Here is a 22,487-nt window from a genome sequence, read left to right as displayed (position 1 = left end):
TACGGGGCACGGCCGGGGTTCTTTCTTGAGCTGTGGATAGAGTCGGTGTTCGGAAAGTCCTCTCGGCGGTACTGATCGTCCTCGGTTGCCTCCTCGTGCCGCTCGGCGGGCTCTCGGCGTGGGCGAAGTACGAGATCGGCGACACCCGGCGGTACGTCGCCACGATGGGGCCGCTCGCCACCGGGCCCGATGTGCGCGGGGCGGTCACGGACACCGTCACCGACAGGATCATGGCCAAGGTCGAGGCCGGGCCGCTCGAGGACGAGTTCCGGCGGTTCGTGCACGAGGCGGTGCTGTCCTTCACCGGTACGCCGGCCTTCCGCACCGCCTGGGACACCGCGAACCGGGCCGCGCACGACGCCGTTCTACGGGCCCTGCGCGGCGAGCACGACAACACGGTCACGCTCGATCTCGCGCCCGTCACACAGCAGCTCAAGGACCGACTGGCCGCCGACCGCGTGCCGCTGGCACACCGCATCCCCGTCACACACACCGAGATCACGGTCCTCGAGGGCCAGGAAGTGGCCACGCTCCGGCGGGGTTTCCGCATGCTGGAGTTCGCGGGTTTCTGGCTGCCGCTCGCGGCGGTGGCGCTGGCCGTCGGCGGCATCCTCCTTGCCGTACGCCGCCGCCGCGCGATCATGGCGACGGCACTGGGTACGGCGCTGGGCGCCGCCCTCCTCACCCTGGCGACCGCGGTGGGCCGCGCCGTGACCCTCGCCGACCTGCCGCCCCACGTCTCCCGCGACGCGGCGGCCACGGTCTACGACGCCCTCACGTCCACGCTCCGCACGGCGGCGTGGACCATCCTCGTCCTCGGCCTCGCGGTGGCGGCGGCGACCTGGCTCACGGACCGTGTCGCGCGACGTCGCGCACGATCCGCAGAGCCTCCTCCAGCACCGGCACGGAAACAGACGCGAGCCCGAGCCTGACGGCGTCCGCCGGGGAGCCCGGCATGGTGGTCGGACGTGCGGTTCGGGCGCGCTGGGCCTGCGTGCGCTGGGGCTCCACAGCGAACGCCCGCCCCGACGTGAGCGCCACCCCGCGTGCCGCCACCGCAGCCGTGAACGTGTCCGCGCGCCAGGGCGGCGGCAGCTCCCACCAGGTGTAGTACGCGTACGGATCGGCCCGTACCGCGAACTCCCCCAGCCACTCCTCGACGAGCCGCTGCCGCGCCCGTGCGTCCGCCCGCTTGGCCGCGACGAGCCGCTCGACCGTCCCGTCGCCGATCCACCGCACTGCGGCCTCCAGCGCGAACCGCCCAGCCGTCCACCCGCCCGACCGCAGCGCCTCGGCGACCGTGCCCACCCGTCCCGGAGGCACGACGAGGAAACCGACCGTGAGGCCGGGGGCGACGCGCTTGGACAGCCCGTCGACGAGGTATGTGCGCTCGGGGGCGTACGAGGCCAGGGGAGTGGGGCCCGCCTGGCCGTCCTGGAGGAAGGACCAGATCCGGTCCTCGACGACAGGAAGGTTCAACTCCCTCAGGGTTCCGGCCAGTTCACGCCTCCTTCCGTCCCCCATCGTCACGGAGGTGGGATTGTGGAGCGTCGGCTGGACGTACACGGCGGAGAGCGGCGCGGCGCGATGGGCGGAGGCAAGGCCGTCGGCCCGCATTCCTTCCTCGTCCATGGGGAGCGGTACGAGCGTGATGCCGATCCGTGCGGCGATCTCCTTGACCAGCGGATACGTCAGCGCCTCCACGCCGACGCGTCCTCCGGGCCGTACGAGTGAGGCGAGGGCGCCCGCGATGGCCTGGCGGGCGTTCCCGGCGAAGAGGACCCTCTCCCGGTCGGGCCGCCACCCCGGACCGCCCAGCAACCCGGCTACGGCCTCGCGCGCGGCGAGCGTGCCGGTGGCGGGCACCGTACGCGTGGCCTCGGCCAGCACGTCGGCCCGCAACAGGGGCGCGAGCCCGACGGCGAGCAGCTCCGACTGCCCTTCCGCGAACGGGTAGTTGAGCTCCAGATTGATACGGGGCCCGGCGGCCTTGTCCTGTTCTTCCCCCTCCTCCTCGGCCAGCGCCCGCCCCGACGGCACCGGCCCCGCCCGTACGAACGTCCCCCGCCCCACCTCGCCGACCACAAGGCCTCGCCGCACCAACTCCGCGTACACGCGCCCGGCCGTGGACCCCGCGATACGGCGCCGCCGCGCGAACACCCGCTGCGGCGGCAGCCGTTCACCGGGCTTGAGCCGCCCGGTGAGGATCTCCTCGGCCAGCCGGTCGGCGATCCGCCGGTAGTCCTCCACGCGCGCTCATCTCCCATCACCCTCGGGATTGCACCGAGGGCAAAGTTCTCATTGCACCGAGTAGTCGATGCCGCCTAGGGTCCACTCATGGCTCCCTTCCTCGCATACGAGGACAAAGGCGCGAAACTCTCAACCCCCCTGCCCCTTGTCCTGATCCACGGCCACCCCTTCGACCACACGATGTGGACACCGCAGGTGAGCGCCTTCTCCCCGACGCGCCGGGTGATCGCCCCGGACCTGCGCGGTTACGGCGCCTCGCCGGTCGTCCCCGGCCTCACGCCGCTCTCCACGTTCGCCGAGGACATAGCGGCCCTCCTGGACGAACTGCACGTGGAGCACTTCGTCCTCGGCGGCCTGTCGATGGGCGGCCAGATCGCCATGGAGTGCTACGCCCAGTACCCGGACCGCATCCGGGGCCTGATCCTGGCCGACACCTTCGCCTCCCCGGAGACTCCGTCCGGCAAGAAGTCCCGCAACGAGATGGCTGACCGACTCCTGAAGGAGGGCATGCGCGGCTACGCGGACGAGGTCCTGCACAAGATGGTCGCGCCGTACGCCGACGCGTCCGTGGCCGCTCACGTCCACGGCATGATGACCGCCACGGCCCCGGCGGGCGCGGCAGCGGCCCTGCGGGGGCGGGCGGAACGGCCCGACTACCGCGACCTGTTGACCCGGGTCACGGTCCCGTCCCTGGTGGTGGTGGGCGAGGACGACGAATACACCCCCGTCTCGGACGCGAAGACGATGGCCGAAGCGCTCCCCTACTCCACGCTCCACGTCATTGCTCGGGCGGCACATATGCCGAACCTGGAACGTCCGGGGGAGTTCAACGGGGCGCTGGCGACGTTCTTGGGTCACGTCGACGGCTCTGCTTGAGCGGGGCGGCTGGCGGCTCCGGGAGCGCCCCTTCAGGGGCGCGGGGAACTGCGCGACCAGCCACAACGAACCCGCACCCGCGCACGATTCCAACCCCCCACCCCGCTAGGCGCCCCACCCGCCGGAGGCAGCGGGGCCTGGGGCGCAGCCCTCAGTTTCGGGAAGGGGCGGGCCCGGGGAAAGGAACCCTCCCCCCACCCACCCCGTCTTTGAGGGAGGATCCAGGCAGAACGGAAGGTGCGGACTTTGGGTACTGCTACGGCTGAGGCGGACGAGTGGGCCGATGCCCCGGTGGCGCGACGGCCCGGGCGTGCGGCAGGCGCCTGGATCGCCGCCCTGCTGCTCCTCGGCGTGAGCATCGTCGTAGGGTGCCGGATCGCCGACACGGACGGCATCACCCCCGTACCGCAGGTCATCGCGTTCCTGCCCTGGCTGCTCGCCCCCACCGGCCTCGCCCTTCTCCTCGCCGGCCTCGCCCGCTGGCGCGTCGGCCTCGTGTGGGGCGTGCTCGCGGCCGCGGCGATCGCCTGGTTCATCGAGCCGTACGGGAAGACGAGCGAGCCGAAGGGCACCCCGGTCGCGGAGCTGCGCGTGCTGACGTCGAACGTCGAGTTCGGTCAGGCCACCGACGAACTGATCGAGATCGTACGGAGCGAAAAGCCGGACCTCGTCTTCGTCGAGGAGTGCGAGGTCACCTGCGACGAGAAGCTGACGCGGGCCTTCCGGGCGGAGGGGGCCAGGGAGACGTACCCCTACCGCCAGGCCGTGGAGGGCTACGGCTCAGACGGCTCCGTCATCCTCAGCCGGTACCCCCTCAAGCCGGCCCCCGGCGTCAAGGGCACCATGGGCATGCCCGGCGCGATCGCCGATGTGAAGGGCCGCGAGGTGAGGGTCCAGCTCGCCCACCCCATGCCCCCGCTCCCGGCCCACGTGGACGACTGGCAGAGGGAACTGGACGCGCTGCGCGACTACGCCGCCGCGGACAGGACCCGCCCCACCATCCTCGCGGGCGACTTCAACGCCTCCCAGGACCACGCCGCGTTCCGCCGCATCCTGGACACGGGCCTGCGCGACGGCGCCCGCCTCACCGGCGAGGCCCGCACCCCGACCTGGCCGGCCCGTACGCTCCCGGCCTTCGGCACCCAGATCGACCACATCCTGGTCTCCGAGGACTTCGCGGCGGACAGATCCCGCTTCCTGGACCTGAAGAACTCGGACCACCGCTCCCTCCTCCTGGACCTGACCCTCCACGAGCAGGACTGAACGCGGTGTGGGCCGCCCCTCTGCAGGAAGGGCGGCCCACACACGTACACGTCAGAAGTTGACGTTGAGCTCAGACGCCGATGTCGCGGCCGTCCTTGCGGTACACCGCGACCACCGACGGGCGGACGTACGTGCCCGGGCCGTCGGGCCAGGTGCTCGCGGGGTTCTCGACGGTGGCGTCGTCGATCTCGCCCGGGTGCTGGACCGAGACCAGGACGCGGCGGTCCTGGACGATCGGGCCGCAGGTCTCGGCACCGTTCGGCATGGTGAGGAACTGCTTCAGCTCACCGCGCCGGTCACCGCGCGTAGCTACGCCGAACAGACCGTCGTGGTAGCCGAGTTGGGCGCCGTCCGTGGAGATCCACAGGTTGCCGTACCGGTCGAAGGCCACGTTGTCCGGGCAGGAGATCGGGCTGACCTTGTCCTTCGGGAAGCCCGCGAAGTAGGTCGCCGGGTCCTTCGGGTCGCCCGCGACGAGGAACAGCGACCAGGCGAAGCTCGTGCTCTCGGGGCGGTTCCAACGCTCGGTGAGCTCGAGGACGTGGCCGTGCTTGTTGGCGTTGCGCGGGTTGGCCTCGTCGGCCTTGGCGTTCGTACCGACACCGCGGTTGGAGTTGTTGGTGAGGGCGACGTACACCTTGCCGGTGTGCGGGTTCGGCTCGATGTCCTCGGGCCGGTCCATCTTGGTCGCACCGACCTTGTCACCGGCGAGGCGCGTGAAGACGAAGACCTCCTCGGCGGTCATGCCCTCGACGTGCGAGACGGCACCCTTCGCGGTGGCGGTGGCCAGCGGTATCCACGTACCGCTGCCGTCGAACTCGCCGTCGTTCGGCAGCTTGCCCGTGCCGTCGATCTCGATCGCCGGGGAGTCTCCGGTGAGCTTGGCGACGTACAGCGTGCCCTCGTCGAGGAGCGTCAGGTTGTGCTCGCGGGCCCGGCGGCTGTGGCCGTGGGCCATCCGCTTGCTGCCGACGAACTTGTAGAAGTAGTCGAAGCGCTCGTCGTCGCCGGTGTAGACGACCGGGCGGCCGTCGTGCGTGAGGCGGACGGTCGCGCCCTCGTGCTTGAAGCGGCCGAGCGCGGTGCGCTTGCGGGGCGTGGAGGTGGGGTCGTACGGGTCGAGCTCGACGACGTAGCCGAAGCGGTGGACCTCGTTCGGCTCCTTGGCCACGTCGAACCGCTTGTCGAACAGCTCCCACTTGCGCTCGGAGGCGGCGGTGCCGATGCCGTAGCGCTTGTCCGTCGCCCGGCTGCTGTTGGCGAAGTACTGGTTGAAGTTCTCCTCGCCGTGCAGCGTCGTGCCCCAGGGGGTCTCGCCGCCCGCGCAGTTGTTGAGCGTGCCGAGGACCTTCGTGCCGGTCGGGTCGGCGGAGGTCTTGAGGAGGTCGGAGCCGGCGGCCGGACCGGTGACCTTGAACTCGGTGGTCGCGGTGACGCGACGGTTGAGGTGGTGGCGGGGTACGGGGGTGAGCTTGCCGCTCTTGCGGTCCTCCTCCACCACGACCACGGACAGACCGTGCGCCGCCCAGGCGATCTCGACCTGCTCGCGGGTGGGCGCGGCGTCGTCGTAGCCCTTGAACATCAGGATCTCGTCGGTGTACTCGTGGTTCGCCACGAGCACCTGCCGGCCGCGCTCGCCCGGCAGCGGGAGCAGGCCGAGGTAGTCGCAGTTGTAGCCGAACTGGCCCGACTGCGCCTTGGCGCTCTGCTTGTCCGGGTCGAAGGCGGGGGCGCCGCGGAGGATGGGCTCGCCCCAGCGGATGACCACGTTCTGGGCGTAGCCCTCGGGGATGGTCACGGTGTCGGCGGTGTTCGGCGCGACGGGCGTGAACCTCAGGCCGCGTGCTCCCTTACCGCCCTTGTTGTACGAAGCCGGGGTCGCGCCCTCGGCGGTCTGCGCGACGGCTTCCGGGGCGCCGGCGCCGACGACCGCACCCCCGGCTGCCGACGCGACCGTCACCACGGCGGCGGCGCGCATCATGGAGCGGCGGCTGAGCGCACCGGCGATGACATCGCCGACGTACTCGTTGGTGGTGGTGTTGGGCACCTCGTGGAAGCAGGCGTCACCACACCGGAATCTACAGGTCATCGCCGAACGGCCACCGGGGTGTGAGCCGGTCGAGCCGATCAGTGGCAGCAGGTTGCGCACGGTCCCTCCCAATATTTCCTGGGTCGGGCGTGACGCTAGGGGCACGCGCGTTCGGCCACACTGCCTTCAGGTGAACGAGGAGTGAACGTGGGGGAGTTGATGCGGCTTTGATACGGCGTTGACGTCTGCGGTCCGGCTCAAGGTGGGGTCGAGGCCCGTTTGAAGGTCCGACCCTGAAGTAGATCTTCCAACCTGGCGGCTAACCTTACGTGTCCGTCCTGGCCAGGGATTGACGGAAAGACCTCATGCGAAGGGTTGCGCACATGGGCATTCTCAACCTCCTGCGAAACGCATTCGGAAAGTCACGCAAGGGGCGCACCTCCGAGGGTGCCGACGTGCCTGCGGCAGCTGAGCAGACGCCTCCGGTGGCTGAACGGGCGACTTCGGCTCCGGCAGCGGAAGCGGAGCGGTCGGCTTCGGTCCCGGCTCCGGCGCCGGAGCGGGCGTCCGAACCGGTGTCGGTGTCGGTGCCTGCGGCGGCTGAACGGTCGGCTTCCGCGCCGGAGACTTCGGTGCCGGCATCGGCGGCTGAGCCCAAGGGGTCGGCGGTGGACGACCTGGTGTCGGCGGCGTTCGACAACGTGACTGTGCCGGTGCCTGCGGCGCGGGAGCAGGAACGTGAGGCTGAGCCGACGCCTGCGGCGGCTGAGCCGGAGGCGGAGCCTGCCGCGGAGAAGGCCCCGGTGACAGAGGCGGAGCCCGAGGTTGAGGCTGTCGCCGAGGAGCCGGTCGTCGAGCCGGAGGTCGAGGCGGAGCAGACGCCTGCGGCGGCCGAGGTCGAGCCGGAGCCTGTGGCGGAGAAGGCCCCGGTGACAGAGGCGGAGCCCGAGGTTGAGGCTGTCGCCGAGGAGCCGGTGCCCGAGGCGGCTCCTGAGCCGGAGCCTGCGGCGACTGAGGCGGAGCCCGAGGTTGTCGCCGAAGAGCCGGAGCCGGTCGTCGAGCCGGAGCCCGAGCCCGTCGCGGCCGAGGTGACTCCGGAACCCGAGCCGGAGGCCGAAGCCGAGCCCGCGCCTGCGCCCGCCGCTGAGGCGACACCGGCACCCGCTCCCGAGCCGGAGGCTGAAACCGAGCCCGCTCCCGAGCCGAAGCCGGTCGTCGAGCCGGAGCCCGCCGCGGCCAAGGCGGCTCCGGAACCCGAGCCGGAGGCCGAGCCCGAGCCGGTCGCCGCTGAGGTGACTTCGGAAGCCGTCCCCGAGCCCGAGCCGGTCGCCGCTGCGGCGACACCGGCACCCGCGCCGGAGGCAGAGCCGGTCGCCGCCGAGGCGGCACCGGAAGTCCTGCCCGCACCCGAGCCGGAGGCGGTCGTCGCAGACGTCAGCCCGGGGCCCGAGCCGGAGCCTGCCGCCGCCGAGGTGGCACCCGAAGCCGAGCCGACCCCTGTCGCCGCCCAGGCGGACGAGCCCGCGGCCGCCGACGGCGATCAGGCCCCACAGGGGCCACCCGCACCCGACAACGAATCCGCCACGGGTGGTGCGGGTGGGAACGACAAGGCCGAAGGCGAAGCCGAGGCCGTCAAGACCGACGAACCCGCAGCCGGAGGCGAAACCGTTCCGGCCACCCTCCTCACCGCCTACAACGCCGCCCGCGAAACCCTCACCACCCGCAACCTCACCGGCACGACCGCCAAGGTCTACCTCGTCCTGGACCGCTCCGCGTCCATGCGCCCGTACTACAAGGACGGCTCCGCCCAGGCCCTCGGCGAGCAGGCCCTCGCCCTCGCCGCCCACCTCGACCCCGAGGCCAAGGTCCACGTCGTCTTCTTCTCCACGGAACTCGACGGCACAGGCGAACTCACCCTCACCGACCACGAGAACAAGATCGACGACCTGCACGCAGGGCTCGGCCGCATGGGCCGTACCAGCTACCACACGGCCGTCGAAGAGGTCATCAGCCACTACGAGAAGTCCGCCACCACGGACCCCGCACTCGTGATCTTCCAGACGGACGGTGCCCCGGACGCCAGAACCCCCGCCACCCAGTCCCTCACGGACGCGGCGAAGAAGCACCCCGCCGTCTTCTTCTCCTTCGTCGCCTTCGGTGACCCGGAGAACAAGGCCTTCGACTACCTCCGCAAGCTCAAGTCGGACAACACGGCCCACTTCCTGGCCGGCGAAACCCCACGCGAGCTGACCGACCAGGAGCTCTACGAGGGCGTACTGGCGAACTGGCGCCCGTAACCACCCCACCCCGCACCACCCGGGCCGTCCGCTTCCCACCCCGAAAAACGGGAGGCGGGCGGCCCACCCATGTCGGCTACGATTTCAAAGTTCCATAGACGACCCCACATTCGCCGTCGTCACCCTCTGTAGCGACCCGGGAGCAACCCGCAATGGCTCGACACCTCATCACCAGCGCCCTTCCGTACATCAACGGGATCAAGCACCTGGGCAACATGGTGGGGTCCATGCTCCCGGCGGACGTCTACTCCCGGTACCTGCGCCAGCGCGGCCACGACGTCCTCTACATCTGCGCGACCGACGAACACGGCACCCCGGCCGAACTGGCGGCCAAGGAGCAGGGCATCCCGGTCGACGAGTTCTGCGCGCAGGCGCACGACGCGCAGAAGGCGGTGTACGACGGCTTCGAGCTGGCCTTCGACTACTTCGGCCGCAGCTCCTCCCCGCAGAACCGCGACATCACGCAGGAGATCGCCCGCGAGCTGAAGGCGAACGGCTTCATCGAGGAGCGGGCCATCCGCCAGGTGTACTCGAACGCCGACGGCCGCTTCCTTCCCGACCGCTACATCATCGGCACCTGCCCGCACTGCGGCTACGACAAGGCCCGCGGCGACCAGTGCGAGAACTGCACGCGCGTACTGGACCCGACCGACCTCATCGAGCCGCGTTCGGCGATCAGCGGCAGCAGCGACCTGGAGATCCGCGAGACGAAGCACCTCTTCCTCCTCCAGTCGGCGCTGGCCGGCGAGGTCGAGGCCTGGGTCGACGAGCGCGCCGACAACTGGCCGGTGCTGGCTTCCTCGATCGCCCGCAAGTGGCTGACGGAAGGGCTGCACGACCGCGCGATCACCCGCGACCTGGACTGGGGTGTCCCGGTTCCCGCCGACACATGGCCGGAGCTGGCCGCCGACGGCAAGGTCTTCTACGTCTGGTTCGACGCCCCGATCGAGTACATCGGCTCGACGAAAGAGTGGGCGGACGAGGACCCGGAGAACCGCGACTGGCGTTCCTGGTGGTGGGAGTCGGAGACGGACGTCCGCTACACGCAGTTCATGGGCAAGGACAACGTCCCCTTCCACAGCGTGATGTTCCCGGCGACCCTGCTGGGCACCCGCGCCCCGTGGAAGAAGGTCGACGTCATCAAGGCCTTCAACTGGCTGAACTACTACGGCGGCAAGTTCTCCACCTCGCAGCAGCGCGGCGTCTTCACCCACGACGCCCTCGACATCCTCCCCGCCGACTACTGGCGCTACTTCATGATGGCGAACGCCCCCGAGTCGGACGACGCGTCGTTCACCTGGGAGCACTTCACGGCCACGGTGAACAAGGACCTGGCGGACACGCTGGGCAACTTCGTCAACCGCGTGCTGTCCTTCTCCCGCAAGCGCTTCGGCGACGACGTCCCGGCGGGCGGCGAGCCCGGCGAGGCGGAGGCCAGGCTGGGCGAGCAGATCGCCCGCCTCCTCGCGGAGTACGAGGAGCAGATGGAGGCCATCCAGTTCCGCAAGGCGACGGCCGCACTGCGCGCGCTCTGGTCGGCCGGCAACTCGTACCTCGAGGAGAAGGCCCCCTGGCTGGAGATCAAGACCAACCCGGAGGGCGCGGCCCTGACCCTCCGTACGGCCATGAACCTCATCCACCTCTACGCGGTCATCTCCGAGCCCTTCATCCCGTCCTCGGCGAAGGCGATGCGCTCGGCGTTCACACTGCCGGACGACACGGCGGCCTGGGTCACGCCGGAGGAGGCCCACGCCCTGACCTCCGTCCCGGTCGGAACTCCCTTCACGGTCCCCCCGGTCCTCTTCGCCAAGATCACGGACGAGGACCTGGAGACGTACAAGGAGCGCTTCGGCGGCGCAGCGGAGTAACCAGCGCAAGGGCCCGGTCACGTCGTACGACGTGACCGGGCCCTTGCGTTTGAAGGATCAGCTTCCTGAGGCGTAGGTGACGAAGTCCGCCCACGCGTCCGGGGCCAGCGCCAGCTGAGGGCCTTCGAGGTTCTTGGAGTCGCGGACGTGGATGGTGCCGGGGGTGGTGGCGACCTCGACGCAGTCATTCGGGTTGCTGGTGTCGCTGTAGCTGCTCTTGAACCAGCCCAGCGCCACTTCGACGCAGGAGTCGCCCTCGTTGCCGCTGCTGTAGCTGCTCTTGAACCACTTCAGCTCGGAAGCGTCTCCGATGGAGACCTTGCGGATCATGTTTCTCCCAGCAGTTGCTCGATGAAGGCCAGCGATTCCCTCGGCGGAAGGGCCTGAGCTCGGATGGTGCCATACCGCAACTCAAGGATGCGGAGCTGTTTCGGATCGGAGGTCGGCCGACCGTTGAACGCGCCATCGGACCGCCCCACCGCCTCCCGCCGCAGCTTCAGCTGCCGTCCCACGGTCGCGATGACCGCCACACCCCAGTCGTCGTCCGGGTCGACCTCCCAACCCGGCTCGTCCTCCTCGCTCTTGAGCCGTCGTACCTCGCCATCCACCGACATACCGCGCCCCTCCGTCGTACTTCCGTGCCGCAACGCCCATACCCGTACGGCCGGTTCCGACGGCCCGGACAGCAGTGGACAAGCTCCGGACAGTCACCGTACGTACCGGCTTCGTCACTGTTCACGGTAAACATGCACCGCCACGCTCGGTGATGTGAACAAGGAAAACGCCACCCAACTCCACGCCCCCGCCCGCCACTTCAGCGTCCTGCTGTCGCCCACCCCACGCGGCGCCCGCCTCGCCCGCCTCCTCGCCACCGAGTGGCTGCGCACCTGGGACCTGCCGTACGGAGTCGCCGACCGGGCCGCGCACGTGGTCGCCGAACTCGGCGCGAACGCCGCCACCCACGGCCGCGTCACCGGCCGGGCCTTCCGCCTCGCGCTCCTGGCCCGCAGCGACATGCTCCGCATCGAGGTGACCGACACACGCGGTGACGACCTCCCCCGCCGCCAACCACCCACCCCCGACACCGAGTCCGGACGCGGCCTGCTCCTCGTCGAAGCCCTCGCGGACCGCTGGGGCGTCGAACTGGGCCCCGCCCCCCGCAAAACCGTCTGGGCCGAACTCGACCTGACACCGGCACCGCACTCACCGGAACCTGGCGCCGTGTGCTCCGGTGGGCCTGGCGCTCTTCCCAAAGAACCACGAGAGGGAAAGAAACCCCACCAAACCCCACCCCTCCCTCCCACAGCCCCCGCTCACTCGCACGAGTGAACATCGCCAACTCAGCTGGCTTTGGGACGGGTTGCCTGCTCTACGCTCAGCGCGACAACAGCAGACATGCGACGGCCCCCGCCGGGACTGGCATCCCAGTGCGAGGGCCTGACCACCGAGGAAGAAGACCCCTTCCTGATGGATACGCAGAACCCTAGCGTGCAGCCGCACGCCCAGACCCGTACCACGGGCAAAAACCACCCACACCGCAACGTCCCCGCGGGCGGCGTGATCCACGACAACTCCCGCCACACCACTCGCTTCACGGTGATCGGCAACCACCTCGCCCAGCACCCGCAACTGTCCGGGCTGGCCATCGGACTCGCCGTCCACATCCAGTCGCTCCCCACCGGTGCCCGTGCCGACATCAAGACCCTCGCCGCCCGCTTCCCCGAGGGCCCCACCCGCATCGCCGCCGCCCTACGCGAACTGGAAACCCACGGCTACCTGCGCCGCACCCGCGAACGCACCGCGACCGGCCGCATCGTCACCCGCACCGTCTCCTGCAACCAGCCCGGCCGGCACGCGAACGCATCCGAACACCGGGACGCGACCGAACCCGGGGACGCATCCGACGACGCACCCGACTCCGACGACGCCCCCCAACCCCCGGCCGCCCGCCGGGCCGGACCCCCGGCCAAGCCCCCGGCCCGACGGGCGGCCGAACAGCGCAAGAAACCCCCACGCCGCGCCCTGCCCGCCGTACCCCAGCCCGCGTACACCTCCCCAGCCCTCCTCCAGACAGCCATCGATCTCCTCGCCGGCCTCCGCCGCGAAGACCCCCGCCTCCTCCTCTCCGCCACCGACGCCGAACACCTCGCCCCCGGCGTCGCCGCCTGGCTGGAACGCGACCTCACCCCCACCGCCGTACGCCACGCCCTGACCACCGACCTGCCACCCGAACCCCTCTACCGCCCGGCCGCCCTCCTGGCCCACCGCCTCACCGCCCAACTCCCGCCCCTGCCTCCGTACCGCGCCCCCGAATCACCCCCGTCCGTCAAGCACCCCCTCCGCAACTGCGACGGCTGCGACACCGCCTTCCGCTCCCCCGAACCCGGCACCCGCTGCCGCAACTGCACCGAGCGCCAGGCCCGGCCACCCGCCCTCACAGCCGTCTGACGGAACGCCACAGGCTCACCCCTGCGGGTGAATATCACCAACTAGGCCTCTTTCAGGGCGTGTTACTGCCCTACGCTCGCCACAGAACTTGCCTATGGCATGTGCCACGAACGACTTCCATCAGCTTTCCGTCCGCCCGTTCACAGGGAACCCTCATGGTCAACTCGCCCCACGAGGCGATGCACCGCATCTTCCAAGACCACCCGGGCCTCTTCTCCGGGGTGTCCAAGGTGCTCGGCGTCCACTTCACCCCTCCCACCTCGGTCACGATCCTGCCGACCGATCTCACCGAGACCCAACCGCTCGAACGCCGCGTCGACACGTTGCTGCGGCTGGAGGCGGAGGATGAGGAGCCGCTTCTCCTCGCCGTCGAGGCCCAGGGCAACAAGGATCCGCACAAGCCCGCGAGCTGGGCGTACTACGCCTCGTACCTGCTCACGAAATACCGGCTGCAGCCGATGCTCCTGGTCGTCTGCCAGGACCGGGCGACCGCCGAGTGGGCAGCGCGCCCGGTCACCTTCGGGCCTCCCCAGTGGCCCCTGCTCACCCTGCGCCCGCTCGTCGCGGGCCCGCACAACATGCCGGTGATCACCGACCCTGACGAGGTCCACAAAGACCTCGCCCTCGCCACACTCTCGGCCATCACCCACGGCAAGAACCCGGACATCGAAGCCATACTCAAAGCAGTGACGGCCGTTCTGCAGGACACTCCGGACGCCGTCAAGAACCCCGTAATCGAAATCATCTTTCAAGGCCTGGGCAAGCTGCCCGCCGCAGCACTTTGGAGGAAACTGGTGGCCGTGGACCTTTCTTTCTACAAGTCGCCCATCTTTGAAGAAGCCCGCGACGAAGGCCGGAAGCAGGGCCGGGCCCAGGGCCAAGCCGACGACATCCTGGACGTCTTTGAGGTGCGCGGCCTCGACGTCCCCGAAGCAGTCCGCGAGCGCATCACCAACTGCGACGACCCCGAGACCCTGCGCCAGTGGCTCCGGCGGGCCGTCATCGTCAGCTCCGCCGACGAGATCTTCACGGACGAGTAGCCACGGAGGTCGGTGGAGACCCCTGCCCGACAGCGGTACTCGCGGTCGGGCAGGGCCGGGCGCAGAATCCGGCCGAGGACTCTGGCCAGGGCACCCTCTGGAGGACAGACACCATGAGCACCCAGGCCGATCACGAACATGAGTTGATCCCCCGCCCCGAACCAACTCCTGATGCCTTGCGCGCCGCTCTCGCCGTCGTCGACCCCGGTCGCCTGAAGGAGATGCAGAACACGAAGGACGAAGCCTTCGCCAAGGCCGTCGAGTGGCAGTCCCTGAGTCCTGTACGGAGCTGGGTCCTCGCCTGGGCCAGGGACGTCGAGATCGCCCGCCGTCCCGAGCTGTCCACCCGCCATGCTCGTGCGAAGAGCAACCTGGAACACGACGATCCCGTCGTCGCACAGGAAGCCCTGCGGGAGCTGAGCACCGTTCTGGACGAGGCCATGAAGGCAGTACGCGAGTGAGCTGGAAGTGGGAGTATGCCTTCGACGCGGAGGAAGCCGCCCGCACCGCTGCTTCCCCTCCTACTCCGTCGAAGTCAGCACGCCGATCTTGTCTATGCGGTGTTCGGGGTTGCCCTTGTCGTCGCGCCAGAAATTTCCGGCCGCGTCGTCCTCGGGTGTTGCGCAGGTGGAAATGGTGATCATGGCTTCGGTGGGCTGGCGGCCCGGGTGGCCCGGGACGGCGGCTCGTTGTTCGGCCAGGGAGCGCTCGGAGCGGAAGGATGTGCTTCTGGTGTCGGTGATCTCGTACTCGTAGACCGTGCCGCCCGATGTGACGGTCACCGAGTCGCCTTTGTCGAGGGCTGGGAGGTCGCGCAAGGGGCCGCCTGCGGAGAGGCGGTGGGCCGTGACGAGGTAGTTTCCGATCTCGCCTGGGCCGACGCCGCCGCGGCTGCCGTACGGGCTGGCGGCGACGCCCTCGTTCTGGATCCTTGTGCCCGGCCAGTCGTCCGTCGTGCCCTCGTAGGGGACGACGCGCAGGTTCTTGAGGCCGATCTCCGGGATGGTGAGCGACGCCGTCTGGGTCCGGGTGCTGGGCTTGGAGGGGGTCGGTGTGGGAGAAGGGCTGTCCCGTGAGGGCTCGGCGGGGGTGGTCGTCGGCTCTGCGGTGGTGGACGGCGGGCTCGGGGCACGCGCATCGGCGCCCGCCTCCGCGCCGCCGGTGGAACAGCCGACGAGCACGACGATGACAGCGCTGGAGAGCGCGACGGAAAAGACTCGGGAACGGGACATGGCACTCGGACCGATAGCCGGGACTCAACACAGAGAACAACGCCCAGAACGGAACAGGCGTTCCCCTGGAGTCGAAGCTCACGGCCTCCGCTGCAGAAGGCCAGCGTGAAAAGCGTGAACACCCGGAGGGAGCATGCCCTCCAAGAGCTCAAACGAGCGAAGCGTGAGCACTCTCCGGGAGAGTGCTCACGCTTTTCGCAACCGGTGCCCTCGCAGAGGCGATCAGCACGAGGTCAGTTACGAGGTCAGTGAAGAACCCCCGCGCCCGTCGTCTTCAGCAGCTCCGTCGGCAGGCTCTTCGCCGAGGTCTGGAGCCCGGCGGTGAGCGTCGGCTTCCAGTTCACCGTCGTCTTGATCTTCTTCGACGACGCGGAGTTGTACGCGGCGACGATATCGGTCGTCTTGCCGTTGACGAGGTTGCCGGTGCCGGCGATCGAGCCGGTGCCGTCGCCGCTCAGGAGCTTGGCGACCTTGGCGCCGGACGGCAGCTTCCAGGCGTTGTGCTCAGCGACGACCTGGGCCTTGGCGCGGGAGTCGATGCTGTACTTCGGCTGGTAGCCGTTCAGCGTGCCCGTGTCGTAGAGGTTGTTGTAGAGGTGGATCTGGCCGATACGGGCCAGGGGGGCGCGCTGGACGACGCCGTTCCAGACGTTGTGGTGGATCGTCACGCGCAGCTTGCCCTTGGTGTCGGAGTCGCTGCTGCCGATCAGCATCGTCTTGTCGTGGCAGGTGAAGACGTTGCGCTCGACGGTCACCAGGTCGGAGCCGTTGGTGATGTCGAGGGCGCCGTCGTGGATCTGGTACTTGCGGCCGAAGTACGTCTTCAGCGACTTGTCGAAGTTCGGCGCGTCCGTGAACGTGTTGTGGTCGGCCCAGACGTTCGTCGCGCCGCGCAGGGTCACCGAGTCGTAGTTCGAGTTCCACTCACCCGACGAACCATCCGTCGGGTCCCACTGCGGGAAGCAGTCCTCGGTGGCGGAGAAGGTGAGATTGCGGATGATGACGTTCTTCACGTCCTGCACCTGGAGGCTGCCGCCCTTGATGCCGGCATTCGTGCCCGGGACGCCCACGATGGTGGTGTTGGCGGGCACCTTGAAGACGATGTTCTTCTTCTGCTTGGCCTCGGCGGCCTCGCGGGCGTTCTCCTGGGTGCCGGACGGCATCTTCTTGCCGTACGTCTTCGGGTCGTACGCCTTGAGGTAAGCGGCCAGCGAGTAACCCGTACCGGCGGCGTAGTCGGCGCAGCTGCTGCCGCCGTTCGCGTCGATCGTGCCCTTCACCTTGATGATCTTCGGCGTGGAGTCGGTGCCCTTGCCCAGCACCTTCGCCAGCTGGGCGCGGGTGCTGACGGTGTAGACGTGCGCGGAGTCGGCCTTCGAGCCGCCCGTCGTACCGGAACCGCTCGCCGCCCAGCCGTCCTTGGCGGGCAGCGACTGGCGGGCCAGCTCGACGGGGGTCGCGTTCGCGTTCATCACGAAGGGGATGGCGCCGAGACCGGCGGCCGCCACGGCAGCGGCCGAGACCAGCGCGGTACGTCTCCGGCCGAGGGACCGGCGGTGGGAGGGGGATGCCACGAATGAGTCCTTACGGATGGTTCGGGTGCACGCGATGCGGAACGTGCACATGGTCCGTGGAGGCCCGGTGAAGGGCTTCCGACTCATCTGTGGTCACGGGCGACGGAAAGGTTGCCGCCAAGCAGAGGCAAGTAGGGGAAGACAGGCGGGGGTTGACGGTCATTCACACGCGTGCTCCCTCGCCTCTCGCCTCACCGCCGGCCGAAGCCGCCCTCCGGAGCCTCGCCCGCCGTCACCGTCGCGATCTCCTCAGCCGAGCCCAGTTCGCCCGAGGCCGCCAGGCCTCCCGTACTGGCGCCCGAGGTCTTGCCGCCCGCGTGGATCGCGTACTCCTGACCGCTCTCGATCCCGTCTCCGGAGTAGACGACGTTCTGGATCGACTTCGAGGTGACGTACGAGGCCACGACCTTGCCGTCCGCGTCGACGACGTGCAGGGTCGTGCCCGCCTCCACCGTCGAGTCGAGCGTGGCCGAGACCCAGCCCTGCTCGGACTCGCTGTCGGGGGCGACCGCCATGCCCGCGCTGCCGGCGGCGAGGAGGGTGCCGCCGCTGATGGTGAAGCTGCCGTTGACGTCGAGGGCGCCGTTGCCGCCCTGTTCCGGGCCGTTGACGACGACCGTGCCGCCGGTGATCTCGGCGGTGCCGTTGGAGTCGAAGCCGTCGCCGTCGGCGTTGATGACGAGAGTGCCGCCGGTGACCTTCGCGGTGTAGTCGCCCGCCGACTCACCACCGCCGCCACCTCCCCGGCCGCCCTGCCCACCGCCGCTGTCCGACGTGGTCGTACCGCCCGACGCGTTGATGCCGTCGTCGCTTGACGTGACGGTCGCCGTGCCTCCGCTGACCGTGATGTCCTTCCCCTCGAGTCCCTCGGTCGACCCGGTGACCTTCAACTCGCCCTTGCTGACGACCAGATCGCCCTCCGCGTGTACGCCGTCGTCCCCGGCCGAGACGGTGACGTCGGCGCCGCTGATGTGCACGGCCGCGTCGCTGTGGACGGCGTCGGCGGACGAGTCCACGTCGACGGTGCCGCCCTCGAGAACGGTGATGACTCCCGACTTCAGCCCGTGCGCGGAGGTGTCGTCGGCGGCCTCGCTCGTGACGTCCTGCTTCCCGCCGGTGATCACGAGGTCGGAGGCCGCGTCGACACCGTCACCCTCGGCGGTCACGGTGACCGTGCCGCCGTCGACGGCGATGTAACCGGCGTCCGCGTCCTCGGAGTTGTCGGCCTTGAGCCCGTCGCCCTTCGCGGTGACGGTGACCTTGCCGCCGCCCACGACGAGGTAGTCCTTGCCCCGGATTCCGTCGTCCACGGCGTCGACCGTGACCGTCCCGGAGGCGATGACCAGGCCGTCCGCGCTCGCGATCCCGTCGTTGCCGTTGCCGTGCACGGTGAGCGTTCCGCCGCCCGCGACGGTGAGATCGCCGGCGCTGTAGAGGGCGGCGTTGGCCTCGGCGTCCTCGGCGTACGAGTCGGTGTCGCCGAGCGTGTTCTCGCTGCCGTCGGCCAGGACGACCACGACCTTCTCCGCCGCGGTGGCGGCGATCGCCGCGCCGGAGGAGCTGGAGATGTCGACGCCGTCGAGGACCAGCTTCACGGTCGCGTCGGGGGCGTTGACGACGATCTGCCCGTCGCCGAGACTTCCGCCGATCCGGTACGTACCGCCGGCGGTGATGGTCACCGTGGCCCCGTCGACCGTGACCCCGTCCCCCTCGGCGGAGGCGGAGTCGCCGTTCAGCTCGACGTCCACGGCCTCGGACTCGTCCCAGTCCGTGTCACCGTCCTCGGCGTGGTCCGCCTTGTTGTCGGCGAGGACGGCGGCGGCGGTCTGCGTCCCGTCCGCCGCGGCGCCCGACGACTCGGCCGAGCTCGAACCCGAGCCGGAGCCGGAGGAGGAGCTGTCGCTGTCACCGGACGAGCACCCGGCCAGCACCGCCGTGGCCAGCGCCATCGAGGCGAGGGCGCCCGCCGCCTTCGTACGAAACAGCCGTGCCGTTCTCATCTTCGTGCTTATGCGAGTCTTCTTGTTCATACGCGTCTTCTTGCTCATACGAGGCTCCCGTGGAGTGCGGTGGGAAAGTGGCGCCGCAGGACGGGCAGCCAGCGGTTGGCGGGGAGTTCGGGGCGCAGGGCGGCGAGCCCGGTGCCGTACTTCGACACGGGACACGGCCGGTGCCCCAGCGACCAGAGCAGCCGGTCGGCGCCCGAGCCCGCCCGGCCCGACTTGGTCTCGACGATGGCCCGGTCATCGGTCCTGAGGGCGGTGCCGTCGGGCAGGGTCCAGGTCAGCCCGGTGTCGACGGTGAGCCGGCTCCCGGTGGCCGGGAAGAACAGCGTCGTACGCCGGTAGAACGTGGTGAGCGTGGGGACGAACAGGAAACCCCCGGAGTTGATCCCGGCCTCGGCGAGCACCGTGTCGGCATACGCCCGTGCCTCGCCCCCGAGCCGCCGGAAGTCCCCTTCGTACGGAATGCGCTGCTTGACGGTGGTGCCGCGCGGCCCGCGCGTCTTGATCTCGAAGAAGTGCTGACCGGAATCGAGATACGTACGGATGCGGAGCTTGAACCGTCGCCTGCGGCGACGCGCGGCTGCCAGATATCCGTCCATCCCGGGGGTGTCGAAGTAGACGGACCGGTATCCGAACTCCCGCTGTCCGCCGCCCATTTGGAGCACCCGGACGTCATCGTCCAATCCCGCGAGCACGAACGGCAGATCGGCGACGGGCAGCATGTACTTGCGGTCGAAGCGGGTGAGCAGCCCGGCCCGCTCGACGAGTTCGTCCAGCCCGATCGGCGGCAGCGCGGCCACGACGGGATCGACGGAGGTCATGACCGAACCTCTTGCGCGGAAGGCGACTTGAGCTCCTCGGGAAGCCGCGTACCGGTGCCGGACACGACGTACCGGACCTCGACGCGGGTCGTGTCGTTGACGAGATCGAGGTCCTTCACCGACAGGTTCACCACCCGCCCGCCGAGCAGCACTTCGAGGTGCGAGCGGAGGGCGTCCTCATCGGTGTACGCGGAGTCCAGGCGCAGGCTCTGCTGCCGGTGCCGCGGGAACAGCCGGGGGTGGTCGCCGACGTACAGGGTGAGGACGATGAGCGCCATCAGCGCGGTGTTCAGCACGTTCACCGTCTCCGGCAGCCCGGCAAGCAGGCCGATGGCGAGTGCGGAGAAGTAGTACGCGATCTCGTGCTGCGCGATCTCGTACGACCGCAGCCGGATGATCGACAGAACCCCGAACAGCCCCATCCCCAGGCCGATCCCCACCGAGGCAGAGCTGAGCGTCATCGCCACGGCGAGCACGCCGACGTTCACGCCGAGGAAGGCGGTGACCAGGTCCCGGCGGTGGTGACGCGGGAAGTACACGGCGAAGGTGAGGACGGCTATGGCAACCAGGTCGGCCCCGACAAGTACCAGCTGCTTCATGGCCGTTGCCTCTTCCCGGGTCTCTCGTCGTATGCGGTGGGTTCGCTCATGGACACGACGATCCGGGGGCCGGCTGTGAAGTTCCTTTGGGTTGCCTTAAGGCGGCTTGAGAAGTACCGGCGAGCGCGGCGAGCGCGGCGAGCGCGGCGAGCGCGGCGAGCGCGGCGAGCGCGGCGAGCGCGGCGAGCGCGGCGAGCGCGGCGAGCGCGGAAAACCGTTCGCTCGCGGAGCCGTGGGCAGGAATCATGCGCCCATGCCCTCCTACGCCGGACCACCGACCTCCACCGTGCACGTGCCCGCGCCGATCGCCGAACTGGCCGGAGACCGGCCGCTGTTGCCCGTGTGGCAGAACCAGCTGGGCGGGCTGACCTTCCGGATCGGCGACGACCACGGTCAGGGGCGGCTGTTCGCCAAGTGGGCGCCGGCGGGGTCCGGCCTGGACCTGGGCGCCGAGGTGGAGCGGCTGCGCTGGGCCGGGGACTTCACGCCCGTACCTCGGGTCCGGGAGCACGGAGCCGACGAGGAGGGAGCCTGGCTCGTCACGTACGCACTGGCCGGCGAGAGTGCCGTCAGTCCCCGGTGGCAGGCGGATCCCGCCACGGCGGTACGTGCCCTGGGAGCGGGGCTACGGGCCCTGCACGACCAACTGCCCGTGTCCGACTGTCCGTTCAGCTGGTCGGTCGACCACCGTCTGGAACATGCCCGGCGAGCAGGCATCAAGACACCCACGGCCCTGCCCGACCCGCCGCCGGTCGACCGCCTCGTCGTCTGCCACGGCGACCCCTGCGCCCCGAACACCCTGCTGCACGAGGACGGCTCCTGGTCCGCTCACGTGGACATGGGCGCTCTCGGCCTCGCCGACCGCTGGGCCGACCTGGCCGTCGCCACCTGGAGCACCGAGTGGAACTACGGCCCGGGCTGGGACGACACCCTCCTCGACGCGTACGGCATCGCTCCGGACCCGGCACGGACCGACTTCTACCGGCTTCTTTGGAGCGTTACGTGAGCTCGAACGGGCCCGGAACCAGGGGAGGGTTCCGGGCCCGTGGTGAGTGGGCCGTACGTCCGTCAGCTCGCCGGAGAGGAGACCGGCGTCAGCTCGCCGAAGCGGACGCCGAGGCTCCCGGCTGGACGGAGTCGCCCGTGCCCGTGTTCGTCGCTTCCGGGTCCACGCCCACCGTGATGGTGCCGATGACGCCCTTGGCGATGTCGCCCTTCTTGTACTTCAGCTTGAGCAGACCGCCCGTCGTGCCGCTCTGGTCGTAGATCGTGTCCTCTTCGAGCGTCGTGCGTTCCGTCGTCGACGTCGAGTACGGCTCGACCTCGGCGGAGGCGAGCACGGACTCCTCGTCGAAGAAGAACTGGCCGGTGTGGCAGGTGTTGCCGCCCTCGTAACCGGCGTCGGTCCACTCGCCGCCCACGTGCACCTTGGTGTGGATGTGGACACAGCGACCCCGGTACCAGCCCGGGAAGATCGTCTTGAAGGTGACGAAGCCCTGCTTGTCCGTCCGCCAGGTGCCGCGCAGATAGCGCTCGTCGTCGGTGGGCTCCTCGTGCACGCCACCGCCGCCGCCCTCCGGCGGGGAGCCCGTCGGCGTACCGGACGGGGCGTCGGAGGGGGTGCCGCTGGGCGGCGTACCGCCGCCACCGCCACCGGTGGAGACGTCCTCGTAACCGGAGTAGATGCCCAGCGCGTCGCAGTGCCAGATGTCGACGGCCGCGTTCCGGATCGGCTTGCAGCTCTCGGAGTCGATCACCTTGATGCGGAGGGTCATCGGGATGCCCTCCTTGTCCTCGGTGATGTCGCGGCGGATCTTGTCCGCGTCGATGTAGTACGGACCCTCGGTGGTCTCGGAGGTGAGCTTGTAGCACTCCTCCGCGGCGCTGCCGACGGCCTTCGCGGTGGCACCCTTGCCCGTGCCGGTCGTCTGGCCCGCGTTCGCGTTCGCGGCGATACCACCGCCGACGCCCACCGCGGCCACCGCCGCGCCACCCGCCACGATGACCTTGCGTCGCGTCAAGTTCCGTTTGTGCTTTGGCTGTTGAGTCTTGTGAGGCTCGGTCCCAGTCATGGGCAGGACGTTAGGGACGGCACCTGTCAGCAACATGGGTACGGACTGTGCAATTCCACGGGACTCTCACAGGTTGCCCGCACACGCGAAAGCGGCTCGGAACCGACGTCGG

The 22,487-nt window shown here is 69.8% G+C and carries 20 protein-coding genes and 1 pseudogene; 10 read left to right on the top strand and 11 right to left on the bottom strand.

Going from position 1 to position 22,487, the window contains the following annotated elements; genetic code table 11:
- Window positions 1–32 precede the first annotated feature (32 nt).
- On the top strand, window positions 33–932 hold the full coding sequence (locus OP79_RS13630) for a hypothetical protein (protein WP_033320420.1): 900 nt from the start codon (window positions 33–35) through the stop codon (window positions 930–932).
- On the opposite strand, the gene OP79_RS13625 is transcribed toward OP79_RS13630, so the two are convergent.
- Window positions 847–2,250 carry an aminotransferase-like domain-containing protein gene (locus OP79_RS13625; RefSeq protein ID WP_033320419.1) on the bottom strand — a complete coding sequence of 468 codons (1,404 nt, stop codon included), beginning with the start codon at window positions 2,248–2,250 and terminating at the stop codon, window positions 847–849. The genes OP79_RS13630 and OP79_RS13625 overlap by 86 nt on opposite strands.
- 87 nt (window positions 2,251–2,337) lie before the next feature.
- On the opposite strand from OP79_RS13625, the gene OP79_RS13620 reads away from it, so the two are divergent.
- A complete protein-coding gene (locus OP79_RS13620; protein ID WP_033320418.1) occupies window positions 2,338–3,126 on the top strand; it encodes an alpha/beta fold hydrolase in 789 nt (262 codons plus the stop codon).
- A gap of 246 nt (window positions 3,127–3,372) precedes the next feature.
- Complete coding sequence (locus tag OP79_RS13615) at window positions 3,373–4,389, top strand: endonuclease/exonuclease/phosphatase family protein (protein ID WP_033320417.1); 1,017 nt, start codon at window positions 3,373–3,375, stop codon at window positions 4,387–4,389.
- Window positions 4,390–4,459: 70 nt separating this feature from the next.
- Here OP79_RS13615 and OP79_RS13610 read toward each other — a convergent pair whose 3' ends face one another.
- Window positions 4,460–6,538, bottom strand: a complete 2,079-nt coding sequence (locus OP79_RS13610) for a PhoX family protein (RefSeq protein ID WP_033320416.1) — start codon at window positions 6,536–6,538, stop codon at window positions 4,460–4,462.
- A gap of 263 nt (window positions 6,539–6,801) precedes the next feature.
- Between OP79_RS13610 and OP79_RS13605 the strand changes: the two genes are divergently transcribed.
- Together OP79_RS13605 and metG are read left to right on the top strand one after the other, a co-directional pair.
- Window positions 6,802–8,715, top strand: coding sequence for a VWA domain-containing protein (locus OP79_RS13605; RefSeq protein ID WP_033320415.1), 1,914 nt, complete (start codon window positions 6,802–6,804; stop codon window positions 8,713–8,715).
- A 152-nt stretch (window positions 8,716–8,867) separates the two neighbouring features.
- A complete protein-coding gene (metG, locus tag OP79_RS13600) occupies window positions 8,868–10,583 on the top strand; it encodes a methionine--tRNA ligase (RefSeq protein ID WP_033320414.1) in 1,716 nt (571 codons plus the stop codon).
- Between the two features lie 57 nt (window positions 10,584–10,640).
- Here metG and OP79_RS13595 read toward each other — a convergent pair whose 3' ends face one another.
- Both OP79_RS13595 and OP79_RS58510 read right to left on the bottom strand, forming a co-directional pair.
- Entirely contained in the window at window positions 10,641–10,913 is a 273-nt protein-coding gene (locus OP79_RS13595; protein WP_033320413.1) for a DUF397 domain-containing protein, read from the bottom strand.
- A pseudogene (locus OP79_RS58510) lies at window positions 10,910–11,065 on the bottom strand (transcriptional regulator); the annotation flags it as partial. The pseudogene OP79_RS58510 and the gene OP79_RS13595, both read right to left, overlap by 4 nt.
- A 286-nt stretch (window positions 11,066–11,351) precedes the next feature.
- Between OP79_RS58510 and OP79_RS13585 the strand changes: the two are divergent.
- From OP79_RS13585 to OP79_RS13570, 4 genes are all read left to right on the top strand, one after another.
- Window positions 11,352–11,912, top strand: a complete 561-nt coding sequence (locus tag OP79_RS13585; RefSeq protein WP_033320411.1) for an ATP-binding protein — start codon at window positions 11,352–11,354, stop codon at window positions 11,910–11,912.
- Between the two features lie 138 nt (window positions 11,913–12,050).
- Entirely contained in the window at window positions 12,051–13,031 is a 981-nt protein-coding gene (locus OP79_RS13580; protein ID WP_078491777.1) for a helix-turn-helix domain-containing protein, read from the top strand.
- 155 nt (window positions 13,032–13,186) lie between these two features.
- Window positions 13,187–14,071, top strand: coding sequence for an RpnC/YadD family protein (locus OP79_RS13575; RefSeq protein WP_033320409.1), 885 nt, complete (start codon window positions 13,187–13,189; stop codon window positions 14,069–14,071).
- Between the two features lie 113 nt (window positions 14,072–14,184).
- On the top strand, window positions 14,185–14,532 hold the full coding sequence (locus tag OP79_RS13570) for a hypothetical protein (RefSeq protein WP_033320408.1): 348 nt from the start codon (window positions 14,185–14,187) through the stop codon (window positions 14,530–14,532).
- 60 nt (window positions 14,533–14,592) lie between these two features.
- On the opposite strand, the gene OP79_RS13565 is transcribed toward OP79_RS13570, so the two are convergent.
- From OP79_RS13565 to OP79_RS56925, 6 genes are all read right to left on the bottom strand, one after another.
- Window positions 14,593–15,303, bottom strand: coding sequence for a class E sortase (locus tag OP79_RS13565; RefSeq protein ID WP_051744624.1), 711 nt, complete (start codon window positions 15,301–15,303; stop codon window positions 14,593–14,595).
- A gap of 245 nt (window positions 15,304–15,548) precedes the next feature.
- Window positions 15,549–16,877 (bottom strand): pectate lyase family protein, encoded by a 1,329-nt coding sequence (locus tag OP79_RS13560; protein ID WP_033320569.1) that lies wholly within the window; start codon window positions 16,875–16,877, stop codon window positions 15,549–15,551.
- 191 nt (window positions 16,878–17,068) lie between these two features.
- Entirely contained in the window at window positions 17,069–18,925 is a 1,857-nt protein-coding gene (locus OP79_RS13555; RefSeq protein ID WP_078491775.1) for a carbohydrate-binding domain-containing protein, read from the bottom strand.
- The gene (locus tag OP79_RS13550) at window positions 18,922–19,704 is read right to left on the bottom strand and encodes a polyphosphate polymerase domain-containing protein (protein WP_033320407.1); all 783 of its coding nucleotides are present in this window, start codon (window positions 19,702–19,704) and stop codon (window positions 18,922–18,924) included. The genes OP79_RS13555 and OP79_RS13550 overlap by 4 nt, the downstream gene beginning before the upstream one ends.
- On the bottom strand, window positions 19,701–20,303 hold the full coding sequence (locus tag OP79_RS13545; protein ID WP_033320406.1) for a DUF4956 domain-containing protein: 603 nt from the start codon (window positions 20,301–20,303) through the stop codon (window positions 19,701–19,703). The genes OP79_RS13550 and OP79_RS13545 overlap by 4 nt, the downstream gene beginning before the upstream one ends.
- A 46-nt stretch (window positions 20,304–20,349) precedes the next feature.
- Window positions 20,350–20,550 carry a hypothetical protein gene (locus tag OP79_RS56925; protein ID WP_245685313.1) on the bottom strand — a complete coding sequence of 67 codons (201 nt, stop codon included), beginning with the start codon at window positions 20,548–20,550 and terminating at the stop codon, window positions 20,350–20,352.
- Window positions 20,551–20,556: 6 nt separating this feature from the next.
- Here OP79_RS56925 and OP79_RS13540 point away from each other — a divergent pair, with 6 nt between their 5' ends.
- Window positions 20,557–21,309 carry an aminoglycoside 3'-phosphotransferase gene (locus OP79_RS13540; protein ID WP_033320405.1) on the top strand — a complete coding sequence of 251 codons (753 nt, stop codon included), beginning with the start codon at window positions 20,557–20,559 and terminating at the stop codon, window positions 21,307–21,309.
- A gap of 88 nt (window positions 21,310–21,397) precedes the next feature.
- On the opposite strand, the gene OP79_RS13535 is transcribed toward OP79_RS13540, so the two are convergent.
- Window positions 21,398–22,375: an intradiol ring-cleavage dioxygenase gene (locus OP79_RS13535; RefSeq protein ID WP_033320404.1), complete on the bottom strand. Its 978-nt coding sequence runs from the start codon at window positions 22,373–22,375 to the stop codon at window positions 21,398–21,400.
- Between the last annotated feature and the right edge of the window lie 112 nt (window positions 22,376–22,487).

The sequence above is a fragment of the Streptomyces yerevanensis genome (assembly GCF_000716805.1).
Taxonomy (GTDB): Bacteria; Actinomycetota; Actinomycetes; order Streptomycetales; family Streptomycetaceae; genus Streptomyces; species Streptomyces flaveus.
This window is presented reverse-complemented; position numbering and strand designations above follow the sequence as displayed.